The sequence below is a fragment of the Bacillus sp. FSL L8-0199 genome, from assembly GCF_038005705.1.
GTDB lineage: Bacteria > Bacillota > Bacilli > Bacillales > Bacillaceae_G > Bacillus_A > Bacillus_A cereus.
Genome location: NZ_JBBOTS010000004.1, coordinates 77,660 through 99,195, shown reverse-complemented (window position 1 = coordinate 99,195; position 21,536 = coordinate 77,660). Strand labels below are relative to the sequence as shown.

Here is a 21,536-nt window from a genome sequence, read left to right as displayed (position 1 = left end):
CCTTAATAATACCAATTAGGTTTTAATTTAACCGGTAAAGAAACATTATGTTCAGTTAATATTTTTTCGGTTTCTTCTTTATATTTTTGACTATAGACCGCAATCCCAATAATACAGTCAAGTGGAACATATTGGTAAACCAGAAATTCTGCCATTCTTCTACGCTTTCTATCATTGTCTTCAATAGTGTCATGCCAATATTGACTCTTCATTATATCCCAATCAATGTTGTGCAATTCTTTAAGATCATTATAATACTCAGTGAAATGCATTATTCCATGTCCATCAGTAAAACAAAAAGGAACCCCGTTTTGCTTTATTTTTTGCGCTGACGATACAAAATAAATGAGAGGCTCTTGCCCCTCATTATATTGTATGACATTACCTTTATAGATACTGTATAACATAGGTGATTTTGGAGCGAAATAGAATGGAACATATTTATGTAATGTTCCAAAAGGTTCTACTGGTACTGAGTAAGAAGCTCGTCTGCTTTGTATATCATTATTAGCAATATTACAATATGTTTGCCCATTATTCATGATGTTTGAGACACACACGAGTCCATTTGAAGATAATATTTTTGATAAATTCCTATAATGAGTCATATGATATATAAATGTTTTTGAATGCATTATGTACCTCACAATATTAACGTTAAATTTTATATATATTATAACACACTTCAATTATCAATTAAACTCGAATTTAATGTAAAATTAATAATGATAGAATAATTCTCCTTTTCATTACTAGTTGTTTGATTTGAACCATATTTTTGCCGCTTGGGCAGACTTATGGTTCTTTTGCTTTCTGGCGAACTTATGGTTCAATAGAATACATCGTTTCACCTATTACTTGTTAAGAACAGGAGGTAATTCCAAACACCACATCAACGGTAAAGATTGTACCATGGAGGACTGTCCCTTTTGAGCCTCTCAATCCTTGAAGGGCTCCCACGCTAGTTAATCAAATAATCTCTTTGCTTCGCTAAATCGTTTTGATTGACCAACATCCTTTTTTCCTATAACAGAGTTTTTGCTACTACACCAAGTGCTCCTGTTAACAATCCACTTATGATTAATCGTAAAATCCATGTAGTATTTGAACTAATTTTATCTAATTGTTTATTAATAGTTAAAACATCCTTTTCAGCTACTAGTATTCTTGTTTCTAAATTTTTTATATCATGTTGTATAGATTTTAAATCTAGTTTCATTTGATCAAAATCTTTTTCTAGTTCCTCCAATTTTGTCATATAACACATTTCTCCTTTAAAATTTAATTTAAATACCATATGTATATATATTATAATTAGAGGATAATGATACAATGAGAGGCCCAAAATCTACTAGGGTTGCACCACCTGTCCATCAAGCTACATTAATAAAAAATACGACAACTTTATGCTTTATATTAAAATTTCTGGCAAGTTTATGAGTCAAAAAAAGATTTATGGGTATCCACTTTGGTGTCTCTGTTTAAAAAGTACCCATTTTCTTGTCTCGATATGTGGATAAGAAAATGAGTACTAAATGAATTCCTTCCGTTGATAATTCATCTTTTTACATACCAGAATTAGATCCTACTTTCATGTCTTTTTACATGTATAAAGAATTGAACTACTCACCACTTAACGTCCTTACGGACTGTTTGAAGTGGGAGATTCCTGCGAACACCGATGTACCCAACAGTTATCTTAGCAGGCTCTGTCCGTAGTCCCTACGGTGAAAACATAAGTATCTTGTACGTTGACTCACCACGCTCCCTACTTTAGCTTGGTTTTCGCAACTTCAGCAAACGTGGGGCGAAAGAACGTTGAAGATTTTACGGTTGCAACGTTTTTCTGCAACCAACCTCATATCTTCAGTTTTCAAAGAGCAATCTGTACAAGTATATGGTAGCAAACATGTTGGCTTATGAAAACCGACATTCATCTCCCACCTAAAATTGGTGTTTTACACCTTCACATTTTTGAGGAAGGAGTCTTCTGTCGGAAAACGATAAAAATATATCCTTTTCGGACAAGAAAGGGCTACTTTTATTCGCATCATTGTTTTAATGTTCTGTAAATAATTCATTTGATCTTCACCTTCAACTCATAGCACATTATAATTATCGTTTAAACATTAAAATTTTCACATCTCATCCCTATTAAAAAATGAATTTAAAACAAAGACACCCCCTAAGGAATGCCTTTGTTTAAATTCATTTTTTATTTGAAGACTTACTGTTTCCGCAGCTCTCTTCAATTGGACCAAGCTATATTCATTTTGTAGAAGATTTCTTCCACCTTATATAAATAAGCAACTTCATACCCAGATGTTCCATTTGAACTACCCCCACTTTCACTTCGTTTAGAAGTGAGGGATTCCTAAGTAAAGAGTTCTATCGAACTCTAATTGATTAGACTAACCCCACAGCCCTTGCGTTTAGAAGCCTTATCGCTTCATTTTTTAGATTGATACTTGCGTTAATATCCCTATCATGGTGTGTACGACAAGAAGGATAGTCCCATTCACGTAGGTTTAGATTTTTAACGTCTTTATTTTGATATCCACAACAAGAACATAATTGGCTGGAAGCAAATGTTTTCGATACGACAATGACTTGTTTGCCATACCATCTTGCTTTGTATTCCAACATTGATCGAAAATGTGACCAAGATATCTCACTAATTATTTTTGCTAACTTATGATTCTTTAACATATTTGATACTTGCAAATCCTCTATACCGATAACATCGTGATTTTTGATGATTTCAGTTGAAATTTTGTCCAAGTAATCTTTTCTAGCATTTGATATGTATTCATGAATTTTAGCTACCTTTACTCGTTGTTTATTCCAGCGAGAAGATCCTTTCATTCTTCTAGAAAGAATACACTGTGCTTTCGCAAATTTCTCTTCTAATGATCGAAAAAATCCCGGATTTTTATAAGTTGTTCCGTTCCCAAAGTTTTGTGTTAACAAATTACAAAAAATTATACTTATTCATTTTGGTATTAACTTGTTTTCTCAATTTTATGGTAATGTACAATAATTTCTATGAGGTATTGATTATACACACTCTCTCCTTATTCCCTTTTTTATGATAAAATATGTGAGAATTAGTTATAAAAATCACTTTTCTTTAAATATTTATACAAACTCCCACTATCACAATCCAAGATTTTAGAAATTTGATAGTAAGACATACCTTGTTCTCTCATAACCACTGCTTTACGACAATGTTCCTTCTACTTTTCCCTTCTTTTTATTTTATGGTTTGCTTCATTTTCAAACAACTTAATTCCTAACTGGTAGATTTCTTTCCCAATTGAACAGTTACTTATACAATATTTATAACTCTTTCCATAAAAATCACATTTTTTACAATGATAATCTTGTAAATCTAAAATTTTTATTCTTTTTTCTTTGGCTTGCATATTTCTAACTCCTGAATATATAACATTTAGTTTTTTATAAAATCTATTGAAGAAAAACCTACTATAATTCAAAACAATTGGTAGATGCTTTCATATCATTATTAAACATAAAAATTCCCTCTTTAATAGATTTGCAAGTGTTTAACAGCAACAAATATTTCGGTTGGATGTTTTTTGAAATTCCCGCATTAAAAACACAAGATGTAAGATTATTTAATAAAGTCTAAAATGTAACACCTTCCCCGTTGTGAATAGAAGCTGCAGCAGAACGAAAGCGAGCTAATTAGGAGCAGCGTGAATAAATGAATTTTTCAACGTAAACTATCCTGCAATAGACCTAAATCATACATAGTGTCAACTAAACTTTCAACCAATGAGCAGTTCTTCCCTTTGAAACTAACTTTATTTGACCTAATGCGTGCAGATTAGCCAATGCTTTATTAATAGTACTCTCAGATATATCTGGATATATGTCACGGATATTCTCATTAGTAAACGTTTGATTTTGTATGCTTGTATATGGAATCTAAAATTGTATCATACAAATCTTGATAGGCCTCTAAAATAATATTTAAAAGCGTTTGTAGCCAAAAGCTAGTATTATGTTCATTATAGTACCAATTAACAGATGATTTATAAAGTGAGTCATAGTATTCTACTTCATTCTTCTCAAAATATTTATCTAAGCAAATATACTTTACAAATGTATGTCCACTTTTTCTTAATAATAATTTTATTAGCATGAGCGCTAGTTTTTCATTTCCTTGGTTAAAAGGAACTATGCAGTAAAAATTCAGCATAAAACGCGCTATCAGTATTAGTGAGTGAAACTCTTTACTACTACTTAAACAATTATATTGATTACATAATTGTTCCATAGTCTGAGGAATAAGTGTATGCGGTAGGGGGCGGTAACAAATAGTAGGAATTCCGTTTTCCGGTGTTCCTAGGATGGAAAGTGGTTTCTTACGCCATTTTGCAGTATCAGAGGTAATATAATTAAATAATTGGAAATGTAATTCTAGTATGGTATCTGGATTTACCGATAATGTACAAGTTTTTTTTTGTATTAAGATAAGTGCTTGATGATAACAAAAAACTGAATCTTCAATGACAGTTTGAGGTACAGCATCATAGAATAATAATTCCTTTAACCTTATATTTGTAACTTTCTTCTTCACATAAATATCATTATAATTTTTTACGTATTGACAGGATATACTCTCCTCTAAATCCTGAAATATATGAGGCAATTGTTCTTGATACGCGACTAATTTCCCTTTGTATTCACTTATTTCACTTATTAAGTTCATTAACTTTCTATTAGACTCATTATTATTGTAATTATCTTTGAAAAAATCCCTCATTTCATCCCTCCTAATAAACTAGTAACACATTTTGACATAAAATTATTTAGTGTACAAATCATTATGTGAAAGCTATAAATGTTATTCGCCCTAAATACAACAACTCCCGCCCTATTTACAATTTAAAGAGACTATTTTTACAGAGTAAAATCACAGTTACTCTGTAATAATTTATATATTACTTTTATTCATTATTACTCAAATCAATAAAGATAATAACAAAATAGTATTCATAGATAAAATAAGAATATTCAATATCAACAAATCTTAACAATACATTTGTTGATATATTTAAACAGTTAATTTCAGCTATTTTACGTTGTGATTATATCAAAATTAAAAGGGAAATACATTTCAAAAAAATGCTTTATATACGGAATTATTTGAATGTAACATATTATTTAGTCAAGTGGGTATAATGTACATTTATTTTCAAATATAGGTTCTGGTGCAAAAAAGCTAAAAGATTTGAAAATGGTCTTTCAAACTTGGTTATACTGGTACTACTACTTAAAAAGGTGGGTGATTTCAGTATGGAAAAAGAAAATATATTCAAATGGAAACATTATCAGTCTGATATCATTGTATTAGCGGTACGTTGGTACTTATGGTACAACCTCAGTCTTCGTGATTTGATGGAAATGATGGAAGAAAGAGAATTATCCTTGGTTCATACAACTATTATACGATGGGTTCATCAATATGGACCTGAATTAAATGAGCGTATTCGAAAACATTTGAAACGAACGAATGACTCTTGGAGAGTAGATGAAACCTACATCAAAATCAAAGGAGAAAACATGTACTTATATCGTGCGATTGATTCCGAAAGAAACACAATTGATTTTTATTTGAGTAGTAAATGCGATGCCAAAGCTGCCATGCGATTTCTAAAGAAATCCTTGGTTTCTTGTCATGCCACAGCACCTCGTTCTATAACTGCGGATGGAGATAAAGCCTATCCTGTTGTGATAAGGGAACTAAAAACGAACAGTGCATACCACAAGGTATGCCAATTCGTGTAAAAAAATATTTAAACAATATCATTGAACAAGACCAACGGTTTATCAAAAAACGGATTCGGAATATGCTCGGATTGTAATCAGTGCATACAGCTACAAAAATGATTGCTGGAATAGAAGCTACGCATATGGTCAAAAAAGGACAAACTCTCCAAGGGGCGAAGTCTGTCCAAAGGCAGATATATCTAATTAATGAACTCTTTGGTTTAACAGCATAACGTTCCATTCCGCTAGGAATCTTTTACTCTTCTTTCATATCCCACTATTTTTGCACCAGAATCCAAATATATCATGATAATACTTTCCTAACAAAACTAAGTATCTACTAGTGAAATTGGAGGGAAATATAATAGACCAAAAAACTCAGGATATCAAAGATGTTAAGTGAACTACCCACCACTTAGCGTCCTAACGGACTGTTTGAAGTAGGAGCTTCTCGGTTAGTCGTTACTTTTGGTAGCTAACGAATTCGTCCTAAGACAGCCGAGCTAACTCCCTTGTTCCAAGGGGTATTTTATTGCTATCTATGCTAACGCTAATAGGCGTATTGCTTCATTTTTGATATTGATAGCTGCGTTATAATCTCTATCGAGATTTACACCGCATATACAAGAATAGACTCGCTCAGACAATGACATATTTTTCACATTTCCACAACTGCTACATGTTTTTGTGGAAGGAAACCATTTGTCTATTTTCACAAGCTGTTTGCCTTGTTCATTTAGTTTATAAGCTAAGAAAGAAGTGAACATACCCCAAGCATTATCAGCGACGCTTTTTCCAAAATGAAGTGCTTGCGATATTCCCTTCATATTTAGATCTTCAATAGCTACAACATCAAAATGAGCAGCTAACTCTTTAGACTTATGATGAAGGAAGTTCTTACGTTGGTTTGCTACTTTTTCATGCAGCTTAGCTACACGGATACGTTGTTTATTCCAACGCCCTGAACCTTTTGTACGTCTTGATAATACTCGTTGAGCCTTTGCTAACTGGTCTAACATTTCACGATAGAACTTAGGATAATTGGCTCTCTCATCCTCAGAACTGACGTATAATTGATCCATCGCAAAGTCTAATCCAACAACTGTTTCTACTTCTTTTTGTACGATCTCTTTTTCGTATTCAGTCAAAATGGACACATAGTATTTACCAGTAGGTGTCATAGAAATCGTACATGACTTGATTATATGGTCTTGTGGTATTTCTCTATGCTGTTTGATACGTACCATTTTCAGTTTTGGCAATTTGATATGACCATTCAGCAACATGATATTTCCGTTTACTACATTCGTAGTATAAGATTTTCTGTCTTTTTTGCTTTTGAATGTTGGGAAGTCATTTTGACCACGAAAGAAATTTTTATAGGCAGTTTGCAAGTTTAGTTGAGCATTTGCCAAAGCTAATGAATCCACTTCTTTTAACCACTCAAATTTTGCTTTATGTTTTTCATACGCTTTTTTCCGTTCAGCTAACCTTCGGTTATACACGAAACGTACACAACCGAAGGTTTTACGCATAAGATGTGCTTGGTCTTCTGTTGGATACAAACGGAATTTATATGCTTTATTCTGCTTTGTCATATCATTTCACCTCACTTTTCACTTTGATTTTCAATATATGTTTTTACTACGTCTATTGGCGAACCACCAGTAGTTAGCAAGCAAAAACTTCTTGACCAAAACATCTCTTTCCAAAGTTTCTTTTTCACTTGTGGAAAGTCTCTTTTAATAAGTCGAGAACTTGCACTTTTATAAGCATTGATGAATTTTGTCATTTCTGTATTAGGGTGTGCCTTGAACAAAATATGAACATGGTCTACATCATGATTCCATTCAACTAATGTGATGTTATAGTTTTCAGATAGTCGAACAAACATATCTTTTGCATAGTCTGACATATCATCATCAAACACATTTCTTCTGTATTTCACGACCAACACAAGGTGATAATACAACAAGAATACTGAATAGTTATTACTATCTAATTTCATTTATATACCAGGGGTCACCATACATGCCCATCAACTTAAGAAATAAGACTACCCGCAAGTGTCAAAAAACGTTATTCTTTCTAAAAGCTAGCTAGAAAGGATGACATTTTTTATGAATCTTTCGATTCAAGATCAACTACAACTCTTTTCTGAAGAGCTGTATCGTCATTTAACCCCCTCTCTTTTGGAAGAACTCGCAAAAAAATTAGGTTTTGTAAAAAGAAAACGAAAGTTTTCAGGAAATGAATTAGCTACCATATGTATTTGGGGCAGTCAACGTACAGTGAGTGATTCTCTGGTTCGACTATGCAGTCAATTACACGCAGCCACAGGCACTCTTATGAGTCCAGAAGGACTCAATAAACGCTTTGATAAAAAAGCGGTTGAATTTTTGAAATATATTTTTTCTGCATTATGGAAAAGTACACTTTGTAAAACATCAGTCATTTCAAGTGCAGCACTCACGTATTTTCAACGAATCCGTATTTTAGATGCGACAATCTTCCAAGCACCGAAACATTTAGCACATGTATATCCTGGGTCAGGTGGTTGTGCACAAACAGCAGGTATCAAGATTCAATTAGAATATGACTTACACAGCGGACAGTTACTAAACTTCCAGGTAGGGCCAGGGAAAAATAATGATAAAACATTTGGAACAGATTGTTTAGATACCTTACGGCCAGGTGATCTATGTGTTCGTGATTTAGGCTATTTTTCATTAGAAGACTTAGATCAAATGGATCAACGTGGCGTGTGCTATATATCAAAATTTAAGTTAAACCATTCCGTCTATACGAAAAATCCATTTCCGGAATACTTTCGAAATGGGACAATCAAAAAACAGCCACAGTATATCCAAGTTGATTTAGAGAACATTATGAACATGTTAAAACCAGGACAAACGTACGAAATAAAAGAGTCGTATATTGGCAAGAATCAAAGATTATTTACAAGAGTAATTATCTACCGAATATATGTTACGAATACGCCTTGGGAGGTGGTTCCGATGGAACAAATCCATGATTTTTACTCTCTCCGCTGGCAGATCGAGATCATATTTAAAACGTGGAAATCTCTATTTCAAATTCATCATTAGCAAACTATAAAACAAGAAAGATTAGAATGCCATGTGTATGGCAAACTCATTGCTATTTTTATTTGTTCTTCCACGATGTTTAAAATGCGCCAACTTCTGTTGCAAAAGCACAAAAGAGAACTAAGCGAATATAAAGCAATTGGGATGATTCAAGATCATCTATCGCTGTTATATCTAGCAATACAGAGAAACACCCAAGTAATAACAAAGGTTTTAATCCGCCTGTTTACCCTACTACAGAAAAATGGCCGGAAATCTCATCGATATGAGAAGAAAACTGTCTTTGATATTATGGGTGTTATCTATGAGTATAGTGGACTTGGAAAACAAAAGAAAGCTGCATAAGTAAAAAAATCCAACCCGTTAGGGTTATTTCGTATGCTTATTTTTAAGAGGATTATACTGTTTAAAAGTTTTTTCATTTCAATCAATGGAAAAACGTGGAGTTTCTATCCTTAAGTTGATGGGCATGCGGCTGAACCCCATTTATTAAATTCACATTATTTTATGCCGATTTTAATAAATTAAAAATGCGAGGTATTCGACGATTGAATCGTCGAATACCTCGCTAAGTGGATGGAGTTTTTTCAGTGCCCTCGTACAAATACCGGGCTCATACCCTAGAGGCTGCCTAATGAAAAGACCTGTCTAACTTTCTGGAGTCACTTCAAAATCTAAAGGGACTTTTCATTCAATTAAGAATCTCTAATAAAATAATTTATGGAGAAGGAACTCTTGCTGCTGCAAAGAAATTTAAATTATTACCACCTATCGTAGTTCCAGGACCCAATGAGGTAAAAAAAGCAACGACATCTACTTGATCCCCAGCATTCAAACTATAGATCGTACTAGCAGTTGTCCCCATATTAAAAACACTTTGACTAAAATTTACCCGATAGTTATCAACTCTCACTATATTATTACCATTAACTCTTATTAAAAGTGTCAATCTCTGATCTATAGCCGCACTATCCGGAGAACCTACTACACTAGCTACAATAGAATAAACTCCTGATTGCTTAGGAACAAAAGTAGAATTCAATGAATCATATTCACCGTTCAAATCAAATATTAGTGTAGGAAACAGAATTTGTGTAGTTGTCCCATTGATTTGTTGAGAAACAGAATTTTCAGCTCTAAATGCAGATTGTGGTACCGATCCTGTAGGTCCGGTAGGTCCTGCTGGTCCAGGCTCCCCTTGAATCCCTGTTACTCCTTGAGGTCCGGTAGGTCCTGCTGGTCCAGGCTCCCCTTGAATTCCTGTTACTCCTTGAGGTCCGGTAGGGCCTGTTGGACCCGTTATACTTACCCCTGTTCCACCACCGGGCCCAGTTGGCCCAGTTGGACCAGTTCCTCCTGTTGGTCCTTCCTCTATAGGAGGAAACGCACATGGAAATGGAATATGATTACATTTATTAAACTTATTCATGTTTTCACCAACTTTTTAAAGGAATTGCAATTCCTTGAATATATGCCTAATATATTATGAAATACATTTAATAAAAGTTCGTACATTATCGAATTTCATTTTACTCACTTTCCCCTTTATAAAAAAATCTTAATAATCTTATAAAATAACAAAAAAAGTACAAAATTTTTCTACAGCTTTCAAACCAACAATAGATTTAATGTAAAAATTATAATTTTGATATTAAAATTTAATTATATAAGGACTATCCTTCTTTCAAATAAATAAAAAATGAAACTCCTGATAGGATTAGAAGTTCACTTTTATTTTAAACGCTTTTCTTGTTTTTGGTCTGTTCGGCTTGCGAAAGCTAAAAACCAGCCGAAAAAAGTTTTGCAAAGAGGGAGTAAAGCGGACAAGGTGGAGATTTTTTAAATGGGGTTCTCAAAAAATACTACCTGTTCCTTTCGGAACTTTTAACCCTAAATATATAGAGTGAGAAGAGAAAGACTTTAAAAAGTGTAAAAAAAGCTAATCAATTTGAAAATGGTCTTTTAAATTTGGCCATACTGATACTACTGCTGTCAAAAGGTATGTAACCTATATCGAAAGAGAAAATATATTCAAGTGGAAACATTTGAAACGAACGAATGATTCTTGAAGAGTGGATGAAACCTACATCAAAATCAAAAGCAAAAACATATACTTATACCTTGCTGTTGATTCCAAAGAAAGCACGCTTGATTTTTATTTGAGTACTAAACGAAATGCGAAAGCTCCCAAGCGTTTTCTAAAAAAAACCTTGGCTTCTTATCATGTCACAAAACCTCGTGTAATAACTGTGGATGGGGATAAAACCTATCCCGTTGCGATACGGGAATTAAAAAATGAAAAAAGCATACCACATGGTATGCCACTTCGAGTAAAAAAATATTTAAATAATATGATTAAGCAAGACCATCGGTTTATCAAAAAACGAATCTGGAATATGCTTGGATTAAAATCATTATGAACCGCTACAAAAATGATTGTTGGAATAGAGGCCATGCATATGGTCAAAAAAGGACAACTCAAATTAAGGGAGCAGTCTATCAGAAATCAGAATATATTTATCCAGCACTTATTTAGATTGAACGTATAAGAGCTGATTCTGTTAGGAATCCATATCTTATGTAACTTACAAGAACTTAACAATAAAGTGAACTATCCGCCACTTAACGTCCTAACGGACTGTTTGAAGTGGGGGCTACTCGGTTAATCATTACTTTTGATAGCTAACGAATTTGTCCTTAGACAGCCGAGCTAACACCCTTGTTCCAAAGGTTTCTTTATTGCTATTTATCCTAATGCTAATAGGCGTATTTCTTCATTTTTGATATTGATAGCTGCGTTATAATCACTTTCGAGATTTACACGCATATACACGAATAGATTCGTTCAGACAAAGTTATATTTTTCATATTTCCACAATTGCTACATGTTTTGGTGGAAGGAAACCATTATTCTATTTTCAGAAGTTGTTTTCCTTGTTCGTTTAATTAATAAGCTAAGAAAGAAGTGAACATACCCCATCCATTATCAGTGACACTTTTTCCAAAATGAAGTGCTTGCGACATTCCTTTCATGTTTAGATCTTCAATAACTACGACATCAAAATGATCAGCTAACTTTTTAGACTCATGATGAAGGAAATTCTTACGTTGGTTAGCTACTTTCTCATGTAACTTAGCTATACGAATACGTTGTTTATGCCAACGCTCAGAACCTTTAATGCGCCTTAATAATACTCGTTGTACCTTTGCTAATCGTTCTAACATGTTACGAAAGAACTTAGGATAATTGACTTTCTCATCCTCGGAACCAACGTATAATCTATCCTTCGCAAAGTCTCCCCCCCTACTGTTTCTACTTCTTTTCGTACAATCTCTTTCTCATATTCAGTCAAGATGGACACATAGTATTTACCAGTAGGTGTCAAAGAAATCGTACATGACTTGATTATATGGTCTTGTGGTATTTCTCTATGTTGTTTGATACGTACCATTTTCAGTTTTGGTAATTTGATATGACCATTCAGCAACATGATATTTCCGTTTACTACATTCGTAGTATAAGATTTTCTGTCTTTTTTACTTTTGAGTGTTGGAAAGTCATTATGACCACGAAAGAAATTCTTATAGGCAGTTTGCAAGTTTAGTTGAGCATTTGCCAAAAATAATGAATCCACTTCTTTTAACCACTCAAATTCTGCTTTATATTTCGCGGGAGTTGGAGGCTTTTGTTTCTTTAGTTGCTCCTTATCATCTTTGTATTTTTCATCCGCTTCTTTTCGTTCAGCTAACATTCTATTATACACAAAACGTACACAACCTAAGGTTTTACGCATAAGATATGCTTGTTCTTCTGTTGGAAGCATACGGAATTTATATGCTTTATTCTGCTTTGTCATCTCATTTACTTTCCATAATATTTCTTCTGGATGATGAACACTCGTATTAAAACAAAAAAACACCTTCACTGAATTTTCATACGTGTATGCGAATTCAGGAGGTGTTTTTTTCATATATCACTATACGGGTTCACTTAATATTGATCTAAAGGGGTTTTTATTATTTGAATTTTCCCTTTATGTATAATTTTTTTTAAATAATCATGCCAGATTTTCTATCTTATCTCTTCTGACCAATTACGTTTTTTATTAATACATTTCACTATAGACATTAATATACCTAAAGATATTAACATTGTTCCTAATAAGGTTGAGATAAAAGAGAAGTACCCACCGGTTTCAGGTAATTTTTTATCTGGATTTATTATTATAGTCGATATTTCTTCTTTTGGATGGAGTTGATTTTCTTCTACTTCATTATTATTGTTTGTATCTTCTCCCAGTATACCATATACTCTTGTGTTTGTTGTTTGGTGATTTAATATTTCTGATGCGTATGAAATATTTGTTTCAAAAAGAATTAATATGAAGCACATGCTAAGGAACAATTGTTTCATTAATGCTTTCTTATGTGTCCTTCTACCTTTCATTTTTAATGCTAACTGCTTACTCAACTTCGGTCCCATCCATTTTTAGAGCTTTGAACTTTAATGTCATTTTATATTCGACATTTTGTTTTTCTTCTCCAAGTAACGTTTCATCAACATTTCCAGTAAATTTGAAACTTACTTCTTTATTTGCATCTTTTTCATCTAACTTCCCTTCGTTATTTGCTAACTTTACTAATTCAGATTCTTGAGTTACAGCTATCTTATTATCCCTAATTAATTCTTTTGTTTCAAAATCTCCTTCAATTTTCGAAACAAGATTCAAGGTTTTTACTGCCGTGTCCTCTTTACCAGTAAAACCTTTTAAAAATACTTTTACAGGTCTACCAGAGTTATTGATAATTTTATAATTTTCTGGCGAAACAATTGTTTTATGTTCTGTTTTTTCATCAGAGAAAAATACAACATCTGTTGGTAGTGTTACATTAATCCATTTGTTGTCTCCTTCTGGAATAGCTTCACCAGGATCTGTATTATCTGCTTCGCCAATAACACCCTTAGCTGTAATATTTGCCTCTGTTTGACCTTCTATCGTTTGATACTCACCTTCTGCTGCGAACGTATTTACTCCGCCTCCCATTGCCATCATACCTAATAATACAATACTTGCTAATTTTTTTTGTACTCTCATATTAATTCCTCTTTTCTGTTTTTACTATTTAAATAAATTTAATATTTATTACCTAGCTCTTTATAATAATCTGCATTTCTGCTTGAGTTGTTCCTTGTTTCTTTTTACTCTTTGGATCAAATATATCAACATCCGCTGTGGCTTTGTATTTACCTGCTTTTAGCTTTTTTTCTAAAGTTACTTGTTTAACTTCATTTCCAGGATATATGGCACCTGTTTCATAAATGATCTCATTTGTATTATCAATTTTTATTTTTACGTTTATTGGATAAACATTACTTGATTCATTTTTAATATGAAGGAATCCTTTACCTGATTTTTCTTCAAAAATAGCCTCTGGATAGATACTTAAGGTAAATTGTGAAGCATCAACCTTTTCTTGCGCTATTTTATTCTTATCTATTTTCTGTGTTACCTTTTCATCTGGCAAAAAATCTCCCGCAATGATTTCAGGTGCAAATCTAGTATTTAGTGTATAGATTGTTAAAGCACCTAGAAAGGTGAGAAAAAAAACAATAAGTAAATTCCTTTTTTTATTTTTCTTGTGAATATTACCTTTTAGCATAATTAACTCCCTGAGTATATTATTAATTTGCACTAAATTTAAAAACTAAATTATGATTCGTATTTTTCTTATCCTTTGTTATTTTTCCAAAATACGTTCCTGTAAAATTTATCATTAATTTGTCTTTTGGGTTCAGTGTTCCAATTTCCGTAATTCCACTCATTTCATTAAGACTATTTATTCTTTCTATGCCATCTGCTACTAAATTTAACCGCATTGATTCTTCAATCCCTAAACTTGGATTTTGATCATCGGGTGTTAATAATTTTATTCCTGCATTTTCCTTTGTTTCCATTGAAACAAATTTTAGACTCAAATTTACTTCATCAGAATGATTTTCTATATAATAATTATTAGATTGAATGTTTCCTGTCTCTTTATCATTTGAGGAGAAAATCATTTCTATTGGAATCGTAACTTTAATCAATTTTTTCATGTCCAAAAAAATATAATTGAACGTTGTCGTTTCTTTTACAGTATTTGGTTTACCTGCTTGAGGAACACCTTCACCGGGTTTTTGATCTCCTGCTAACCAGCCAATGTATTTATAATCTATTCCATCGTGTTCAAATCGATTTTTGGGTTCAGGTGAAAATGAATCTACCCCATATGTTAGTTCTGTTTGTAACGTATCTAACAACTTTCCTTCACTACTATAAATATTCTCAGTTACAACAGGATTCACTATATATGTAACAGTATAAATATATTCTACTTTTTTCCCTGATTTTAGTGTTTCACTTACCACAACATCTATTAATTGCTCTCCATCTTTCTTTGTGTCGGGAAGTTTATCCTTAAAACGTTCAACTCTAATATTCTCATATCCTTTCAAATCAATGCTATCTCCTATTTTTTCTATTAACTCTTGATTAGATGTTCCATTTTTTATATTAACTTTTTTGGGAGTTAGCTGATTAACATGTAAGGGGTTAAATGTAGTTTTTGATATTTCGTAATACACGGTTTTCAATCCTGCATGCTGTATAGTCTCTTCATCATTAACTATTAATACATTTCTCTTTCCTGATTCGGCATGCCATACTTCAATAATGTCACCTGAATTTACATCTATTCGCTGTGTACCATTATTAAAAGATTGGATTTTTTCTTTTGCAAGATCATTTCCTAGTGCGGTAATAGCAATATCTGTCTTTATATCATTAAGATTTTGAACACTTTGATTTGGGATTTTTCGTCCAATCCTAAAATACTGTTTATCAGCAAATTGAGAATGTACATTCCCATCTTCATCTCCACGAGTTATTCCCTCGGCAGCCGATATATAATTTGACTTCCCATCATGGTCTATTGTAAATGCTCCTATTGAATAGTCATTTTCACCTCTTAATAAAATTGAGTTTCCCCAATAAACATTAACAGGAATAACATATTCTTTCTCATTCCCATATTTGTCCACTAAATCTATATGAATACTTTGATTATTACCAACGACATTTGCAAAAAATGAATATGATGAATCTTTTAATTTTACATCATCACCACTCTCAATTGTAAGAAATTCATTTATATTATCATCTGTAATTTTAACTTTGTCTCCTAAGATAAACGTCTTTCTTTTGGGTTTTGCTTGAATTGTCTGCGGTATTGATTTGAATTTTACAGTTTGATGCATTGCATTTGTACCAGTTGCACCTGTGAAACCCCAAAACACGTTATTACTACCAAAAACTAACATGGGATCAAAATGTACATTTTCTTCCCAATATGCCTTACCTAGTACATCCGAAAATCGATACGTTAGATTTTTGGATTTTGAATTCCATTGAACTTCTAATTTATTTTGTCCAAGCAAGTCACGGCTCTGAATTTGTTTTAGGTTTTGATGTACCATTCCTTTGCCATCAAATTCAGAGCGTGTAATTGAATTTGCAATATGCATATATCCAAAATCTTGAGTGATATTAGCATCTAATCCATCTCCATTGTGGTAGAAATCAAATTCAATAGCCCATCCATTTTCAATATAATTTTGTGCCGATCCCATAGGAGATGTCTTCCATACCCCCAGTGATTGACCATTATCTCCTGTTGCGTTAATACCTCTTGGATCATTATGAAGAACAAAAGCCATACCATCTGCCGCAGTATTAATATATGTTGAATTGAATTGAATACTCATCTCAGTATTCCAATTTTGAGTCATATCAAGTTGCTTTTTGGACCAAATTGCACCTAATTGCTCCGGTTCATCCTTGGTTACATGGACTGTCTCACCATCAGCAATTGAATTTGCTTTATTTGGAACTTCAAAATTCCCTTCAATTGGTAAAAACCTCTGGTTTTTTGAAGATGATGAGACTTCTTTTTTTTCTTCATTTTCTACTATTTTATTTGTCTTTGATCCTTGATCGTCTTTTTCTATATTTCCTTCTTGATCAGTTGTAGGATTCGTCCCGACATCACTTTCATTTTTCGAGCTAGATTTTATTGATTGAACATTTGTTGATTTTGTTACTGCAAAAACAGTATTTAAATTAGTATTCATTATCCAAATGCTCATTATCAATAAAGCTATGATTTTTTTAAAATATAGATTCATGTTCTCCTACCTTTCATTTTTTCATATCAACCCCCACATGTAAAAATAGTAAATGAAATCTATAAATTATATTTACCATGATATTTGGAATTTTTTCCGAATATTTGAAGATGGAATTAACTCATCATCTAGAAATATTGCAATAGCTCTACTACTTAATTCTAACAAAACACATCACACCTCTCTAAAAAATTATCCTCTACAAGACTATCATTTAGATTCAAAAGAAAAATTACAAAAAGTTCTGTTGTCAAATTTATTTTTTGTTTATTGCAAAGCTCGTACTATCTAAGTTTATTTGAAACTCAATATTTTTTGTACGAATCATAAGAAGGAAACTCTCTGTCCAAATGCATGTACAAGTCACAATATAGTAAACTCGTAATTTAATAATCGTATCAACAACTATAAAAGATACAATTATTCATAAATATACATGTCTAGAATTTCATTGTGTGGAATAATATATACAAATGAACAGGATTTACCGTCATTTTGCTCTGATGAGCTTAATTATACATAGTAAAATGATAGTATATGGTTAACAGAAGTAGAAAGTATTGCTTTCAATCCACATTAAAAAATATGGAAGGTTATTTTTTATAATTTTTTAAGAAACAGAACGATTTTCCACGATTGAAGTCAAAACAGAATAAAATTCAATCCTACACACAAAAGCAAACTAATAGATTAATTATTGCAATTGAAAATAGAATTAAACTACCTAAAATTCAAAGTTTTGAAGTTTGAAATACCGTGAGGTAACAGGAGGGATTTTAAATACTACTGCTAGACGAAATTCAAGTGGTAAATAATTTGCATCTTTATTAATCGAGACACAATTTTCAAAAAATAAAATCTTCTAATGGGATTGGTATCGTAATAAAAGATTTTGCTATATTTCAAACGGAGCCACATACATTGTTTCGTACATTAGAAAGCAAGGTAATGGCAGCACAACACAATCTTTCCGAAAGAAAGATATGGCTCTTCGAAATCGAATATACAATGTTTTAAAGTAGCAAAAACCTATGAACATATCAGTAATGTAAGAAAAGATCACTTGGGTTAATATCTATCAAAAGGCCCGATGTAATTATTATTGAGGATATACAAATAAGTAATATGCTAAATACGAAGAACTTGTCAAGGTAATCAGTGAAGTATTTTGATTACAATTTGAATACAAAGTAAAATTATATAGGAAGTAAGTTGTAGTTACCAAAATAAAGGCGTTAAGTAATGAGTAGGTTTTTAGTATTAGTCTACTTAAATAAACTAAAACCAACCGATTAGTTGAAGAGGAAGTACTCAAAAGAGTACTTCCTCTTCGCATGGTTCGATAAGAGACTTGTTTTCCAATCTAATAAGTCTGATGACATAATACTAGCGCATGTGAAATTATAATACAGTTTCGAGTTTTTTATAGATGTTATTCTACACTTTTCAAAAGCAAAAAATTCGTTTTTATCAGCTAAAAATCATGCTATCCTATTAAGTGTCTGTTCTTTGTTTTAATTCGTTTGCGGCTCCATTTATGGAGCCTATTTTTTTATACAGAAAAAGGTTATCTTATAATGAATATTCTCATAACAAACCAGCTAAATTAATTCACATAAAAAATTTCAGAAATTACTTTTATTCATTGAACTACTCATCGCTTATCAGTTCTAACGAAATATTTGAAGTTGGAGATTCATAGGTACGGAAACCTTGCGGTTAAGAGACACATTGATATTTCTCTAAGATTCAAACCTACATAAAAAATCTAAATCTTCGTAATGTGTGCTCATTCCAATCAACTTAAGGAGTGAGACTATACTTAAAGTTAAAAGCACGTTTCTATACTCTCATGTTAGTGAGGTTAGGTGATGCTTTTTTATAAATATGCATCCAAAACAAAAGTTGTCTATACTTTCCGAAGAATTAATACTTTGCATTCATATATTATAATTTATTAATTTCTGATGATAAACAATGTACGTCATAACCTTTAATTGCAGGCAATTACTCTTTAAATCCTTAAGAAATCTATAAAGCTTTTCAGGGATATTACATACGCACGTTCTTTTTTGTATATTTTCTCTTTTTTGAAGGGATAAAATTTGCTGTAAGCTTACTTCTTATAGCTTCTCTTTTCGTGAAAGGCTTTTAATTTCTTGTTTTGAAGCATCGCCTTATTAATAAAACCACCAATTTATTGCAAACTACCCTCTTAATGAATAAATCCTCTTAATAAAACTGTAATTATAAGCTCAAAATTCAAAGTTTTAAACCATCTTAAAGTAATATATTATTTATAATTAATGAGGGTGTTGCAAAACTAAAATAAATATGCAATGTTATGAATCAGAAAAACTAGCTGGATATGCAGTAGATAGCGATTTTGTCCATACCAGCGCGGCTGTTCCAGCCCTTTATCTTTGAGATTGCTAAACTGCTGTTCAATTTTCCCGCGCTCTTTCATCAACTGTTTCCCAAAGGTTGTAGTTACAAAAAGTGATAACACACGGCGGTGTGAACTTTTAATTTGTTCGCCATTTCTTGAATTAATGGGATTTACCGGAAAGATATCACACGTACCTGCAATTTTATAAATGTGTTGGCTATCATAAGCGGCGTCTGCTATAGAAAACAACACATGTTGGTCTTCTATGTCTTGAAGTAGTACAGGAGCCATCTTGCTATCGTGTACGTTCGCTGTTGTAAACGCATAAGATAATACAACACCTTCTGGTGTTGAACAAACATGAGCCTTATATCCTTTATACCAACCATAACGAGTCGATTTCCCCCACTTCGCTTGTGAATCATACAAACTACTCCGTAAGGCCGTGCTATCAATTAAGACACAAGGAATCAGTCCTAAATTAAGTTCCTGAAGAACCTTTTCATGAATGATTGGAATACCTTCTTCACGAAACCAAGTGCCTACACGTGAAAAAGTAGAAATATGAGGAACAAAAGATAAACCACAAGATGCACGAAAGGAAGGGTATTGATGCAAAAAACGAGTCAATTTGCGTAAAGAATTGATTTGGAATACGGTTTTCAAGAAAAAACATTTGAGTAAAGCTTTTCTACAAATGGGTGGACGGCCTGTAATAGGCGGAACGCCTTCTATGGTTAAACTGGTTAAACTGTCTACATACGCAAATAAAATTTGTAAAATGGATTGATTCTGATCAAAATTGGTTATCATACTAGTAAATCCGTCCTTTCTGGAGATAGTTTGGATTACTATCATTCTTCCAGGAAAACGGATTTTTTTATGCATTCATGTTTGGATATTTATGAGTTTTGCAACACCCTCATTAATATTAAGACTTAATTATTATATAAAAATATATATTATTAAATTTCACGATGTTTTTCAAAATTAAACCTATTCATTCTTGAGGGCGTTGCAAAACTAAAATAAATATGCAATGTTACGAATCAAAAAAACTAGCTGTACATGCAGTAGATAACGATTTTAACCATACCAACGTGGCTGTTCCAGCCCTTTATCTTTCAATTTACTAAACTGTTGTTCAATTTTCCCGCGCTCTTTCATCAACTTCTTGCCGAAGATGGTTTGTGTAAAATAAGACAATACACGACGATGTGTGCTCTTAATTTGTTCACCATTCCGTGGATTGATTGGATTCATGGCAAAGAAATTACATGTTCATGCAATTTCATAAATGTGCTGACTATCATAAGCAGCATCTGCAACAGAAAACAACAAATTTTGGTCTTGTATATCTTGAAGTAATACAGGAGCCATTTTGCTATCATGTACGTTCGCTATTGTAATTGCATACGACAATACAACACCTTCTGGTGTAAAACAGACCTGAGCTTTATATCCCTTATACCAACCATAACGAGTAGATTTCCCCCATTTTGATTGGGAATCATATAAACTACTCCGTAAGGCCTTGCTATCAATTAAAATGCACGGAATTAAATCTAAATTCATTTCTTGAAGAGTTTGTTTATGAATCAATGGAATACCTTCGTTGCGAAACCAGGTACTTACACGTGAAAAGGTAGATTTTTGAGGGACAAAAGAAAGACCACAAGATACGCGAAATGAAGGATATTGATGCAAAAAGCGGGTTAATTTACGTAAAGAGTCAATTTGGAATACAGTTTTCAAGAAAAAACATTTCAGTAAAGCTTTTCTACAGATTCGTGGGCGACCTGTAACAGGCGGAACGCCTCCTACTGTTAAACTGTCTACATATGCAAATAAAATCTGTAAAGTGGATTGATTTTGATTAAAATTGGTTATCATACTAGTAAATTCGTCCTTTCTGGAGATAGTTTGGGATACTATCACTCTTCCGAGAAAACGGATTTCTTTATGTATTTATTTTTGGATATGAATGAGTTTTGCAACACCCTCATTCATATCTAAT

General features: G+C 32.5%; 13 protein-coding genes and 6 pseudogenes. 3 read left to right on the top strand and 16 right to left on the bottom strand.

The features are described 5' to 3' along the window. Positions 1-2: 2 nt before the first annotated feature. From darT to NST86_RS32205, 6 genes and pseudogenes are all read right to left on the bottom strand, one after another. Positions 3-635, bottom strand: coding sequence for a type II toxin-antitoxin system toxin DNA ADP-ribosyl transferase DarT (gene darT, locus NST86_RS32225; protein WP_340935315.1), 633 nt, complete (start codon positions 633-635; stop codon positions 3-5). Positions 636-1,024: 389 nt separating this feature from the next. After that, a complete protein-coding gene (locus tag NST86_RS32220; RefSeq protein ID WP_086423906.1) occupies positions 1,025-1,258 on the bottom strand; it encodes a hemolysin XhlA family protein in 234 nt (77 codons plus the stop codon). 1,148 nt (positions 1,259-2,406) lie between these two features. Further along, positions 2,407-2,991, bottom strand: a complete 585-nt coding sequence (locus NST86_RS32215; RefSeq protein WP_254914304.1) for a transposase — start codon at positions 2,989-2,991, stop codon at positions 2,407-2,409. Between the two features lie 116 nt (positions 2,992-3,107). Continuing rightward, positions 3,108-3,215, bottom strand: coding sequence for a hypothetical protein (locus NST86_RS35015; protein WP_423220092.1), 108 nt, complete (start codon positions 3,213-3,215; stop codon positions 3,108-3,110). A 21-nt stretch (positions 3,216-3,236) separates the two neighbouring features. After that, positions 3,237-3,425, bottom strand: coding sequence for a zinc-finger domain-containing protein (locus NST86_RS32210; protein ID WP_086423904.1), 189 nt, complete (start codon positions 3,423-3,425; stop codon positions 3,237-3,239). 358 nt (positions 3,426-3,783) lie between these two features. Next, positions 3,784-4,792 (bottom strand): annotated as a pseudogene (locus tag NST86_RS32205) (Fic family protein). A 533-nt stretch (positions 4,793-5,325) separates the two neighbouring features. Here NST86_RS32205 and NST86_RS32200 point away from each other — a divergent pair. Next, a pseudogene (locus tag NST86_RS32200) lies at positions 5,326-6,032 on the top strand (IS6 family transposase). A 306-nt stretch (positions 6,033-6,338) separates the two neighbouring features. On the opposite strand, the gene NST86_RS32195 reads toward NST86_RS32200, so the two are convergent. Next, complete coding sequence (locus tag NST86_RS32195) at positions 6,339-7,397, bottom strand: RNA-guided endonuclease TnpB family protein (RefSeq protein ID WP_340935313.1); 1,059 nt, start codon at positions 7,395-7,397, stop codon at positions 6,339-6,341. An 11-nt stretch (positions 7,398-7,408) separates the two neighbouring features. Beyond that, on the bottom strand, positions 7,409-7,807 hold the full coding sequence (gene tnpA, locus NST86_RS32190) for an IS200/IS605 family transposase (RefSeq protein ID WP_340935311.1): 399 nt from the start codon (positions 7,805-7,807) through the stop codon (positions 7,409-7,411). A gap of 112 nt (positions 7,808-7,919) precedes the next feature. On the opposite strand from tnpA, the pseudogene NST86_RS32185 reads away from it, so the two are divergent. After that, positions 7,920-9,251: pseudogene (locus tag NST86_RS32185) on the top strand (IS4 family transposase). A gap of 373 nt (positions 9,252-9,624) precedes the next feature. Here NST86_RS32185 and NST86_RS32180 read toward each other — a convergent pair. Further along, positions 9,625-10,335 carry a hypothetical protein gene (locus NST86_RS32180; protein ID WP_277996587.1) on the bottom strand — a complete coding sequence of 237 codons (711 nt, stop codon included), beginning with the start codon at positions 10,333-10,335 and terminating at the stop codon, positions 9,625-9,627. A 613-nt stretch (positions 10,336-10,948) separates the two neighbouring features. Between NST86_RS32180 and NST86_RS32175 the strand changes: the two are divergent. Continuing rightward, positions 10,949-11,455 (top strand): annotated as a pseudogene (locus tag NST86_RS32175) (IS6 family transposase); the annotation flags it as partial. A gap of 197 nt (positions 11,456-11,652) precedes the next feature. Here NST86_RS32175 and NST86_RS32170 read toward each other — a convergent pair. From NST86_RS32170 to NST86_RS32140, 7 genes and pseudogenes are all read right to left on the bottom strand, one after another. Beyond that, positions 11,653-12,763, bottom strand: a pseudogene (locus NST86_RS32170) (RNA-guided endonuclease TnpB family protein). Between the two features lie 215 nt (positions 12,764-12,978). Continuing rightward, the gene (locus NST86_RS32165) at positions 12,979-13,377 is read right to left on the bottom strand and encodes an LPXTG cell wall anchor domain-containing protein (RefSeq protein ID WP_086424400.1); all 399 of its coding nucleotides are present in this window, start codon (positions 13,375-13,377) and stop codon (positions 12,979-12,981) included. After that, entirely contained in the window at positions 13,370-14,002 is a 633-nt protein-coding gene (locus tag NST86_RS32160; RefSeq protein WP_061664855.1) for a hypothetical protein, read from the bottom strand. The genes NST86_RS32165 and NST86_RS32160 overlap by 8 nt, the downstream gene beginning before the upstream one ends. Positions 14,003-14,054: 52 nt before the next feature. Continuing rightward, entirely contained in the window at positions 14,055-14,567 is a 513-nt protein-coding gene (locus NST86_RS32155; RefSeq protein ID WP_327952482.1) for a hypothetical protein, read from the bottom strand. Between the two features lie 22 nt (positions 14,568-14,589). Further along, positions 14,590-17,076, bottom strand: a complete 2,487-nt coding sequence (locus tag NST86_RS32150) for an L-type lectin-domain containing protein (RefSeq protein WP_340935305.1) — start codon at positions 17,074-17,076, stop codon at positions 14,590-14,592. A 2,377-nt stretch (positions 17,077-19,453) separates the two neighbouring features. After that, the gene (locus NST86_RS32145; RefSeq protein WP_327953197.1) at positions 19,454-20,332 is read right to left on the bottom strand and encodes a transposase; all 879 of its coding nucleotides are present in this window, start codon (positions 20,330-20,332) and stop codon (positions 19,454-19,456) included. Between the two features lie 210 nt (positions 20,333-20,542). Further along, positions 20,543-21,412: pseudogene (locus tag NST86_RS32140) on the bottom strand (transposase). Between the last annotated feature and the right edge of the window lie 124 nt (positions 21,413-21,536).